The organism is Paenibacillus terrisolis (genome assembly GCF_056171975.1).
This window is the reverse complement of record NZ_JBKFGG010000031.1, coordinates 1-9517: the sequence shown is the minus strand read 5'-3', so window position 1 is coordinate 9517 and position 9517 is coordinate 1. Positions and strand designations below refer to the sequence as shown.

General features: G+C 51.5%; 8 protein-coding genes. 1 reads left to right on the top strand and 7 read right to left on the bottom strand.

Annotated features, from left to right (window positions below):
* Positions 1-233: 233 nt before the first annotated feature.
* Positions 234-1112: a nucleotidyltransferase-like protein gene (locus ACI48K_RS20650; RefSeq protein ID WP_475029525.1), complete on the bottom strand. Its 879-nt coding sequence runs from the start codon at positions 1110-1112 to the stop codon at positions 234-236.
* Positions 1113-1237: 125 nt separating this feature from the next.
* Between ACI48K_RS20650 and ACI48K_RS20645 the strand changes: the two genes are divergently transcribed.
* The gene (locus ACI48K_RS20645; protein ID WP_475029524.1) at positions 1238-1618 is read left to right on the top strand and encodes a YgzB family protein; all 381 of its coding nucleotides are present in this window, start codon (positions 1238-1240) and stop codon (positions 1616-1618) included.
* Between the two features lie 71 nt (positions 1619-1689).
* Here the strand turns inward: ACI48K_RS20645 and ACI48K_RS20640 are convergent, their stop codons facing one another.
* The 6 genes from ACI48K_RS20640 to gatA all read right to left on the bottom strand — a co-directional run.
* Positions 1690-3363, bottom strand: a complete 1674-nt coding sequence (locus ACI48K_RS20640) for a glycosyl hydrolase family 18 protein (RefSeq protein ID WP_475029526.1) — start codon at positions 3361-3363, stop codon at positions 1690-1692.
* A gap of 182 nt (positions 3364-3545) precedes the next feature.
* On the bottom strand, positions 3546-3974 hold the full coding sequence (locus ACI48K_RS20635) for a Fur family transcriptional regulator (protein ID WP_475029522.1): 429 nt from the start codon (positions 3972-3974) through the stop codon (positions 3546-3548).
* 146 nt (positions 3975-4120) lie between these two features.
* Positions 4121-5941 (bottom strand): DUF4097 family beta strand repeat-containing protein, encoded by a 1821-nt coding sequence (locus ACI48K_RS20630; protein ID WP_475029521.1) that lies wholly within the window; start codon positions 5939-5941, stop codon positions 4121-4123.
* Positions 5942-6172: 231 nt separating this feature from the next.
* Positions 6173-6631 carry a GNAT family N-acetyltransferase gene (locus tag ACI48K_RS20625; protein ID WP_475029520.1) on the bottom strand — a complete coding sequence of 153 codons (459 nt, stop codon included), beginning with the start codon at positions 6629-6631 and terminating at the stop codon, positions 6173-6175.
* Positions 6632-6661: 30 nt separating this feature from the next.
* The gene (gene gatB, locus ACI48K_RS20620) at positions 6662-8101 is read right to left on the bottom strand and encodes an Asp-tRNA(Asn)/Glu-tRNA(Gln) amidotransferase subunit GatB (protein WP_475029519.1); all 1440 of its coding nucleotides are present in this window, start codon (positions 8099-8101) and stop codon (positions 6662-6664) included.
* Positions 8102-8140: 39 nt separating this feature from the next.
* On the bottom strand, positions 8141-9517 hold a 1377-nt coding region (gene gatA / locus ACI48K_RS20615; protein ID WP_475029518.1), incomplete at its 5' end, for an Asp-tRNA(Asn)/Glu-tRNA(Gln) amidotransferase subunit GatA.

Sequence of the window (9517 nt, the reverse complement as noted above, 5' to 3'; positions counted from 1 at the left end):
AAAGATCAAACTTCGTTTTTTGTCTCCGCTTCGTTTCAGCAGCGACCTTTATAATATATCATGTGCGCCGTTCGATAGTCAAGAAGTTTTTTCAGGGCCTTCGATCATTCCATCAATTAACGTCCTTAACCACTTCCAACCTTTTTAGCGGCGAAATTTAATTTAACACAGAATTTATACAAGAGTCAACCCACTTTCGCAATGAAAATGAGTGGAAATGCTTTACATCTCCGTTAAGCTCGATACCGTATCTCCCGCCCATCGCCATGAGCATCCTGCTGAGCTCTGGAGCTCTCTATTACCAATGAGCGATAGACCAGTTTTCTTAGAACCAAAGGAAGCTCTTCCGCCGCATACGCCAACTCAGGCAAGCTCACCAACTCCTGAATCGTCCACGATTCTTTCCGGCTTCCCAAAATCCGCAAAAGAGGGGAACAACAATCCGCCATTTTGGAGGTGATGGAAAATTCGCAAGCAAGCAGCACAAGCTGAATGCGCTGTTCAAGCGTCTCTTTGTTGTCCGTTAACTCATCGAACAATTTGTATACGACGGAATTCAGCGGGCGAACCTGCTCCCAGACTCTGCTTTCCGGAAGAATCCCCTGCTCGATCAGCTCCAGACGGGCATAATGTTTAAGCGCCTGCAGCACGCTGTAATACGCGTCAAGCAAATCCTGCTCCGCGGCGAAACGTCTAGCTTCTACATACACTTTGAGAAACTTCGCGAATTCCTTGAATTTTCGCCGCTCTCTAGTATGTTCATCAAACTCAATGATTATTTTGCGCAAAGCCGTTACTTTCCCTTCAATGTCCCAAATAACTCGTCCATGCAAAAAATATTTGATGATCTCGCGGTTATCGCCAGCTACGACCCAACGCTTCAAGTCCACGCTATCCACGTGCAGAAGCTGATAATGAATGTCGCCGCTAGTACAGTGCTCGATTTGAAGACCGTTCTCCTCCAATGATTGGTGGATCACCAAGATCAGGAAATCAAAATCATTCAGAAACGAGTCCTGAACTTTTCCGCGTTCATGACGATATCCAACGGCTCCGATCGCATGACGGCCAGCCTTCTCTTCATCGATAAAAGAAAAAATGGTTGGTTCCATGGGCAGCCTCCCACCTTGGCGTAATCCTGCCAATTCGTTATAATATAGTTCTACGCTTGCTTAAAGTTTCCTTCTTCCTGATGCGGAAAAGAAATGAATTCATAAGAGAAGCGAGGTTGGCCCGAATGTTCTTGAAATCGAGCAAAATCAATGAATTTCGCTTGTGGGGTTTACTTTTGACTATGTTCGGCATGGGACTTATGGTGCTCGGAACGGCCGGAATCGTCTTTTGGGGACAGGCGGGAAAGATCGTAGCCGGGATCGGCCTCGTGATCGGGCTCATTTCCATGTTGGCGAGCCTCGCCGTTTATTTCTGGGCCGGGATGCTGTCCACATCCGCCGTCCAGCTTGAATGCCCCGAGTGTCACAAGCTGACCAAGATGCTTGGCAAAACCGACCGCTGCATGTTCTGCAAGACACTTCTCACCACGGACCCCACGAAAGCAAACATCACGGCCGATCAGTTGGAAAAGCAGCATGCCGAAATTCACACCGCGCAGCAATGATTGCAATAGCATAATCAAAAGAAAAAAGACGGAACGCCTGATGGCGTTCCGTCTTTTTTGGCGTTAAGCCGTTACTCCTTAATTTTCTGCAGCACTTCCCAAGCATCCTCGGAAGCAAAGCTCCGGTTCCAGGCAGCAATACCCGCCAAATCGAGGGATTTGGCCAATTCGACCCGGCGTTTCAAAGAATCGGCGTCTTCAAGCCATATCCGGTGCCGCCCTTCCTTATCGCTGTACTCCACGTAATTCTGCCCGGTTTCTTGCGAATACACCGGCGTTAATTTCTGATTTTTGATGATCTCCTGCGCTTTTTTCATGCCGATGGATTTTGAACTGACCTCGGTTTTGCCGTCCTTTTCGGTCTCCGTCCATATTCGCGTATACAAAGGCACGCCAAGCACCAGCTTGCTAGAGGGAACTCCGTCTTCCTGCAATATGCGGCTTGCCGCCGAGCTCGCCCAAGGCAAGGAAGCGACCGAGCCGGATACCGGGCTTGCCGCCCAGTGCTCATCATAAGCCATTAATATCATATAATCGACAACCTCGCCAAGCGCCCGGCGATCCAGAAAGGCCGACCACATCTCGCTGTCCGATTTCGGAGTTACATCAATGGATACGACAAGCCCTTGCTCCTCGGCCAGCGGACGCAGCTCACGTACAAATTGAATCAAATTAGCCTTGTCCCGGGTATAGACGTTTTCAAAATCGATATTGATGCCATCAAGATCGTAAATTTGCGCGTAATGCAGCATTTGCAAAATGGTCATGATGCGATACTCAAAGCTGGACAACGCCTTCGTCGTCAAATCCGGCTCGAAGCTGTTGCTGAGAAGCCCCCACACCTGCATATCTTGCCCATGTGCCCATTGGACGTACGCACTGTCGGCTTTGCTTTGTACGTTGCCCTCTCCGTCTACAATGGCAAACCAGGTCGGACTGACGACATTGACCCCCGGCAGCTTGCCGATGGAGGAAGGATTCGGGGCAACCTGATACACCGCTTCCCAAGTCAGGTTGATCGCTTTGGACTGCCATTTCTTCTTGGCGGACGAAAGCTCCGGACTCAGCGGAGGCACGAAATACTTTTGTCCCACCGTTACACTCTTCCTCTGTACATAACCCGTGTATCCGTTATCGAGCTGAACATAATACCAGTCTTCCGCCGACTGCAAAATCCGTAAATTCGTACCCGGATCCATATCCGCCAAAATAGGACTATGCGTGCTTGCTTCAGTGCGCAGTTGAGTCAAATGTTTCTTCTTTTTGGAAGAATCCTTAATTTTAGCAGCCTGAACGCTTTCCCCCGCCTTGATCAGAGTAACCGCTCCCGACTTCGCGTCTTCCCGCACTCTGACCCCGTACAGCTGCTCAAGCAAATTGGCCGGTAAATACAACACGCCCTTCTTCTCCTCCGGGGCAAAAAGCAGCTTGGTCGGCTTGTTGTTGATCTTGGCGATCTTCTCATCCGTTTTCATCAGCACAAGCTTTTTGGGCGTGGTCAAAATAACCGATTTGGTCTCCTCTTCATAACGCACATTCGGGTCCAAGACCGACTGAATGACCGGAAGCGGGAGCTTCAGCCCATCACCTTGCCCCAATGCGGATCCCTGAACGATTTTTCCTTGAACGAATATGGGTTTATCCGATTTGCCAAGCCATTCCGGCTTCACATGCTCACGATTCGGAAGTAATATAGCGCTGAGCACTCCCGCAAATATAAGTATAATTCCAAGAAACCACAGCATTTTGCTCTTGCCGCGTCTGGTTCTGCGATAGGTCCTTTTTCTGCTTTTCAAGGCTATACCTCCACCGTAGTGTCGTTCGCCGGCACTATGACCGTACCCGCCAAAAATAAAAACGTGAAGAATTCCCGAAGGAATCCCACACGTTATCCTAAACCCGCAGGTCAAAAAGTACTATTACTTTTTTAATGTTTGATTTGGCACTCTTTGCAAATCCCGTAAAGTTCCATCCGGTGTCCTTTGATTTGAAAGCCGGTCATCTCTTCCGCCTTGTGCTCTACGTCATCCAGCGACGGATAGCTGAAATCCGTAATTTTCCCGCAGTTCTCGCAGATGATGTGGTAATGATTCGAAACATCCGCATCAAAGCGGCTCGAATTATCTCCGTAGGACAGCTCGCGGACCATACCGGCTTCAATAAACATCTTCAGATTATTATATACGGTTGCGACGCTCATATTGGGAAAGCGCGGCTCCAAAGACCGGTAAATTTCGTCCGCCGTCGGATGAGTCATCGAATCCATCAAATAAGTGAGGATGGCGTGACGCTGCGGCGTAATGCGGACTCCGTTATTCTTCAATTGGTCTAAAGCATGCTGTACGCGCGTTGACATGATAGGTCCCACCGCCTTTAATAAGCTCATTCTAAATAAATAGTCATACTAAAAACCCTTGCATTTTCATTGTACGGTTATCATAAAACTTTTGTCAACGCAGTATAAACCCAGCGGTTGACTTTATCATTCGGATTTTCACGTGTTCAGCGTTTATTCACAATTAAATCGCTGTTCCCGTCCGCTTTGATTTGAAACTCCCCGGTTCCCGAGGAACCTTTAATTTCCTTGTTTTCCACCAAAAAAGGCAGATCGGAAGAGATATCTCCATACCCGCTGGACCCCTCGAGCTTATAATCCCCCGACTCCGGAATATCCAGCTCCAGTTCTCCAACGGCGGTATAGACATCCCAATTCCCGCCGACTTGCGTTGACGAAACTTGAATTTTTCCGTTAAGCGACTCCGCCTGAAGTCCGGCGTTCGCGCCATCGACACGGATATTTCCGTTTTTTGTATTCACCTTGATTTCTCCCTCGGCGTCGGTCAGCGAAATATCACCAACCAAAGTAGACAAGGACGCGTCGCCGGTTACTCCCCTGCCCTTTATGTTTCCGCCTTGGGTATCGATGTCGGCATTTCCGAAGATGCGATACAACTCCACGTCGCCGTTCAGCGTTTTGCCCGAAACATCTCCAACAATGTCCCATAATCTAAGATTTCCGCTTCCGGTCTGCAGTTTGACATGCTTCATCGTCTGCACGCCCGTTAGGACAATGGCTCCTCTTGAGGTGGCAATATCCAGATCAAGAAACCGGTTCTCCGGCAAAATCACCGTCAAATCCACGCGCGGATGCCGTCTGCCCGACTCGCCGTAAACCCGATCCTTCACGGCAATCCCCAGCGTTTTGCCTTCCGTGACCTGAACCGAGGTATCCGCCGCGACTTTTCGGGCATCCTCCGTCCCGACCTGATCCACCCATACGATAGACCCGATCGAGACATGGTCGATTTCAGCTTTTTTCACTTCAATATCTCCATTAATTCCGTCAATCATGATTTGACCGGTATCCAAATCAATAGGAATTTCCTGGTACGGCTTCTCGACCCGATAACCCTCTTGGGCGCCGAAGTCGGCTCCCGCCGCCGAAAAGTCCAGACTGACGCGGTTCCACAAATGCATATAATGATCCTGCTGCGTAACGGCAAAAACGGAAAAGGCCAGGCACACGGAAAGAAGAAGCCCTCTTACATCCACACGCAAACGCCGCTCCGGCCGAAGCGTACGTCGCCGGTTCCACAGCAGCACCAATATATGCTCGGCTCCCCAAACCACAAGCAGCAATGGCCACCATTTGAGAAGCAGCAGCATATTATCCTTGCCGGTGATTTGATCAGCCAGCAACAAGGATCCGATCCCGAGCAGCACGGTGGAAGCTGTGAACCGACCGGTTCGAAGAAAACGACGCTTCCCCTCCCGATAAATCAAAAACACCGCAACGGCAAAAAGAAGCGCCGACACGATATACGCCGCCGAGGTCTGGATCAAGACTTGAAACCACGCAGGTTTTTGACGGAACAGAAAAACCAGCAGTCCTCCGCCAATGAGCAGAATTCCGGAAAGAACTCCCTCCCTGACTCCCGAAGCGGGCATTAAAGAAGCGGTGTATGGAACCTCTTCGTCGTTATTTTCCCTTTTCAACTTGGTGTTTAATGCATCGGTGGATTGGAGAACGTTGTAAATGCTGTAAAAATAGGCGGCCGGAATCAGCAAACCAAGCAAAATCAATAACGGGACATTGATCTCCATCCGAACGGAGGAAAAATAGATCAGTGCAGCGGCATCGATGATGACGAAATAAACGATGGCGACGCCTTTTTTGAACATACTCAAATATAAATGGCCCAAACCGGGGAACAAGGCGGACAGCAGACAGGCGATAAATTTCCGCTTTCGGCGCCGGGGTTTGTAACCTTTGGTTCGGTCGCGAGGCGCCGGCAAATGGGCGGGCGTTATTTCCGGAGTCATCTCCCCATCCCTTTCTCTCTGTATTCCTTCATTCTATGAAGTGGGGACACCTTTCCTTAATAATAACCGAAATGGCGGATATCTGTAACGTGGTATGAACTGGTCCGGAGGAGCAAGCACGCCTCCAAACGAGCAATACTGACTATTGGAAAAAAACACACTTTAACTATTGCTTTGAGCAATAGTTAAAGTGTGCTTTTATATTGGCTCCATCGGATCAGCGGCTTGTCCCTATCGCTCCAGCCTGAAAATGGTCAATTCCACCCCGACGGTGGAATTCGCTTTCCGCGCAGGCTCAAAGCCATGCCGGCGGTATAGCGCAACCGCGGGATCGTTCAAAGTGCTAGCCGTAACCGTAAAAACCCTAACATCCGGGTGACTGCGGGTTACAAACTCAATCAAGGCGGTCCCTATTCCTTGCCGGAGATAATCGGGATGCACCATTAACCGGGAAATTTCCAGCGTTCCGGCGAAAGGGGAAATGACGGCGATCGCCCCCAGAATATCTCCTTCACCGTTCAACTCCCCGTAAAACTGCTCGCTGCTGTTGCGGATGGAGTCAAACGTATCCGGCAAAGGCGGATATTCCGTTAATCCGACCTGTCCGGCCTCAAGGCGATAAGCCGTATGCTGCAGGCTCCATAGCTGCTCCACCACATCCGGGTCCTGAAGCGACAATCGCTCGATCATCCCGGCACCTCCCTTCCGGCACCCCGCATTTTAGCCTTTCAGCGCTTCGACAAGCAGCTTATTGGCCAGCGCAGGGTTCGCTTTCCCTTTGCTCTGTTTCATGACTTGTCCGACCAGGAAACCGATGGCTTTGTCCTTGCCGGCCTTGTAGTCCTCGACGGAAGCCGGGTTATTCGCAATGACTTCATTGATGATCGCCAGAATCGCCCCTTCGTCGCTGATTTGCACAAGTCCTTGTTCTTCAACGATCTGCTGCGGCAGCTTGCCGTTTTGCAGCATTTCTTTGAACACGGTTTTGGCGATTTTAGAGCTGATCGTTCCTTTTTCCATCAAACCGATCATTTCGCCCAAACCCTGACCGGTCAATTTAACCCCCGCCAGTTCCAAACCGTTGCTGTTCAGATATCCTAACAGGTCGCCCATAATCCAATTGGATACCGCTTTGGCATCCGAAGTGTGCTGGAGACTGCTCTCAAAAAGATCGGCAAGAGGTTTGGAGGACGTAATGACCCCGGCATCGTATTCAGGCAGTCCGTATTCCGAAGCGTACCGGGCTTTGCGGGCATCCGGCAGTTCCGGAATCGATTGCCGAATCCGATCTTTCCAAGCCTGATCGATATGCAGCGTCACCAGATCGGGATCCGGGAAATAACGGTAATCATGAGCTTCTTCTTTGCCGCGCATGGAGAACGTCTTGCCTTGGGCTTCATCCCAGCGGCGCGTTTCTTGAACGACTTTCCCGCCGTCGTCGAGAATTTCGGCCTGACGGTATTGTTCATACTCCAAGCCGCGGACGACGCCGCGGAAAGAGTTCATGTTCTTGAGTTCGGCCCGGATGCCGAATTCCTTTTGTCCTTCCGGACGAAGGCTGATATTGGCGTCGCAGCGCATCGAACCTTCCTCCATTTTGACGTCGGAAACATCGCAATACTGCATGATGGCCCGCAGCTTCTCAAGGTAAGCGCGCGCTTCTTCAGGCGAAGAAATATCCGGCTCCGACACGATTTCCACGAGCGGCGTACCGACGCGGTTGAAATCCACGAGCGAAGCGAAACCGCCGTCGACATGCGTCAGTTTGCCCGCATCCTCTTCCAGATGCAGCCGGGTAATGCCAATGCGTTTCGTTTGGCCGCCCACCTCGATATCGATATAGCCGTTTAAGCCAATCGGCTGATCGTATTGAGAAATTTGATAGGCTTTGGGTGAATCGGGATAAAAGTAGTTTTTTCGGTCGAATTTGCTAACGTCGCCGATTTCGCAGTTGAGCGCCATCGCCGCTTTCATGGCATAATCCACCGCCTGGCGGTTAAGCACGGGAAGCACGCCGGGGTGACCCAGGCAAACCGGGCAGGTATGGCTATTCGGCGGCGCGCCGAATTCGGTGGAACAGCCGCAAAAGATTTTCGATCTCGTATGCAGTTCCACATGGACTTCCAGCCCGATCACCGTTTCATATTTGGATGTTGACATGGCTATCCTCCTGAAAATCTGTAATAAACCGTTGGTACCTTACAGCGCCGGGCGCCGTTTGTGATGATCCGTATGCGCCTCGAAAGCGTGAGCCACGCGGAGAACCGTACTTTCGTCGAAAGCCTTGCCGATGATTTGCAGCCCAACCGGCAAACCGTCAGCCAGGCCGCAAGGCACGCTGATCGCAGGCACGCCGGCCAGGTTGATCGGAATCGTCAGGATATCGTTCAGATACATCGTAAGCGGATCGTCTACCTGCGAGCCCAGCGGAAACGCCGTCGTTGGCGCCGTTGGTCCGACAATCACGTCATATTTTTCAAAGGTTTGGTCGAAATCCCGTTTGATTAGCGTCCGCACCTTCTGAGCCTTCAAATAATAAGCGTCGTAGTAACCCGAACTGAGCGCGTAGGTTCCGAGCATAATGCGCCGTTTGACTTCCGGGCCAAAGCCTTGGCTGCGCGAATCGAAGTACAAATCGAGCAGATTGCCGGATTGATCCGCGCGCACTCCGTAACGAACGCCGTCAAAACGCGAAAGATTCGAAGACGCCTCGGAAGAAGCCAGCAAATAATACGCCGCAACCGCGTATTCGGTATGCGGCAGGGAAACTTCTTCCCACGCCGCGCCAAGGCTCTCCAGAACGCGCAAAGCGTCAAGCACGGCGGATTTGACCTGCGGATCGAGTCCTTCCAAATATTCTTTGGGAACGGCGATGCGTAAGCCTTCGATTTCCCCGGTGAGCGCGCTCAAATAATCCGGGATATCTACGCCGGCCGAAGTCGAATCCTTCTCGTCATACCCGGCGATGGCCTGCAACAGGTAAGCGGCGTCCTCCACGTTTTTCGTAATCGGGCCGATTTGATCCAAAGACGAAGCAAACGCAACCAAACCGTAGCGCGAGACGAGGCCATAGGTCGGTTTGAGCCCGACGACACCGCAATAAGACGCCGGCTGGCGGATCGATCCGCCCGTGTCCGAGCCTAAAGCGAAGTAAGCTTCGCCCGCAGCCACGGCAGCCGCAGAGCCGCCGCTCGAACCGCCGGGAACCCGGCTCAAATCCCACGGATTGCGAACCGGATGGAAGCTGGAATTCTCATTGGAGCCGCCCATGGCAAACTCGTCCATGTTCAGCTTCCCGATCGTTACCGCCTCCGCCTGCTTCAGCTTCGAAACCACCGTCGCATCGTAAATCGGATCGAAGTTGGACAAAAACTGGCTCGCGCACGTGGTGCGCAAGCCTTCGGTCACCATGTTGTCTTTAATGCCGATCGGCAAACCAAACAAAAGCCCCTTCTTTTCTCCGCTCGCCAGCTTGTTATCCAGGCGTGCGGCCTCGGCGCGAGCCCCTTCTTCGTTGAGCGTCAAATAAGCTCCGATTCGCTCATCTCTCGCCTGAATGGCGGCAAACGCTTCGCC

What these genes read in the sequence shown, in the direction of transcription:
- ACI48K_RS20650 (WP_475029525.1), bottom strand. Translation starts at nt 1,112, where the DNA reads ATGGAACCAACCATTTTTTCTTTTATCGATGAAGAGAAGGCTGGCCGT.
- ACI48K_RS20645 (WP_475029524.1), top strand. Translation starts at nt 1,238, where the DNA reads ATGTTCTTGAAATCGAGCAAAATCAATGAATTTCGCTTGTGGGGTTTA.
- ACI48K_RS20640 (WP_475029526.1), bottom strand. Translation starts at nt 3,363, where the DNA reads ATGCTGTGGTTTCTTGGAATTATACTTATATTTGCGGGAGTGCTCAGC.
- ACI48K_RS20635 (WP_475029522.1), bottom strand. Translation starts at nt 3,974, where the DNA reads ATGTCAACGCGCGTACAGCATGCTTTAGACCAATTGAAGAATAACGGA.
- ACI48K_RS20630 (WP_475029521.1), bottom strand. Translation starts at nt 5,941, where the DNA reads ATGACTCCGGAAATAACGCCCGCCCATTTGCCGGCGCCTCGCGACCGA.
- ACI48K_RS20625 (WP_475029520.1), bottom strand. Translation starts at nt 6,631, where the DNA reads ATGATCGAGCGATTGTCGCTTCAGGACCCGGATGTGGTGGAGCAGCTA.
- gatB (WP_475029519.1), bottom strand. Translation starts at nt 8,101, where the DNA reads ATGTCAACATCCAAATATGAAACGGTGATCGGGCTGGAAGTCCATGTG.